2 protein-coding genes are annotated in these 1,094 nt (G+C 36.7%); both read left to right on the top strand.

Annotated elements, in window-relative coordinates:
• Window positions 1–276 (top strand): YadA-like family protein (locus ACFILW_RS09915; protein WP_375678211.1); only part of this gene is annotated, 276 nt, incomplete at its 5' end.
• Between the two features lie 149 nt (window positions 277–425).
• A complete protein-coding gene (locus ACFILW_RS09910; RefSeq protein WP_375654233.1) occupies window positions 426–860 on the top strand; it encodes a hypothetical protein in 435 nt (144 codons plus the stop codon).
• The last annotated feature ends 234 nt before the right edge of the window (window positions 861–1,094 follow it).

The raw sequence follows: 1,094 nt of genomic DNA, 5'->3' as shown, positions 1-1,094 counted from the left end.
ATAAAGTTTGAGACATTGAATTATGCTATTCAGGATGTTCGGAAAGAAGCAAGACAAGCTGCTGCTATTGGTCTAGCGGTGTCCAACTTGCGTTACAATGATGCACCAGGAAAGTTAAGTGTTGCACTTGGTAGTGGTATATGGCTTAATCAGTCCGCATTTGCTCTTGGTGCTGGTTATACATCTGAAGATGGAAATATTCGCTCTAGTCTGTCTGTGACAAGTGCCGGAGGGCGCTGGGGTGTAGGTGTAGGATTAAGCTTAACTCTAAATTAATAAAATTTACTACGATTATTTTCAAAAACGCTTCTGTCTATACAAGACAGAGGCGAAAAGAGTTACACGATTAAAAGAACGACTCCCATAAATAACAATGCCAGCATTAATGTTGAAAATAAAAAAAGAGAAAATGTCTGAAGAGTGGTGTGTTTTACGCAAATTTGACAGAAGTCGTGGAGGGGGCTAGTTGGTTGTTACATGACAGTAAGCAGCGGATTAAGAAAGTTTTTGATGATACGAAAAAATATGTAGATAAATATTTTTCTGAATCCAAGGATAATGCGATGAGTAATGGTGTTAACGAATCGAAATCCTCCACCGATATGAAATTTGAAATGTTTAGTTATGCTATTGAAGATGTTCGGAAAGAAGCAAGACAAGCAGCGGCTGTTGGTTTGGCAGTGGTAGGTTTGCGTTATAACGATACACTAGGAAAGTTGATTGTTTCATTTGATAGCGGCGCATGGCGTGGACAATTCGCATTTGCTCTTGGTGCTGGTTATATATCAGAGGATGGCTTCATTTGCTCTAATATATCCGCAACGAGTTCTGCGGAGATTAGAGAAGAGATGTTGGCTTAAGATTAAAGCTGCGTTGATGATAGCAAGGGATTCTTTTAACAACATTTATTCTTATTTTATTAAATGAGGGTGAATATTTTTTTGTAGATGCACAGTATTTATCTAGAGATAAGCATAATATTTGATGAGGCTATAGACTGTGAGGTTTTATAGAAGATTTTCTATATTTTGTTGAAAAAAGATCACAGTAGAATCCATATTGCTAAAAAGTTATATTTTTATGTTGCTATTTTC

Origin of the sequence: Bartonella sp. TT110JLCBS (genome assembly GCF_042193405.1) — a bacterium.
Classification (GTDB): Bacteria; Pseudomonadota; Alphaproteobacteria; order Rhizobiales; family Rhizobiaceae; genus Bartonella.
The sequence above is the reverse complement of the archived record's forward strand: the minus strand, read 5'-3'. Positions and strand labels throughout refer to the sequence as shown.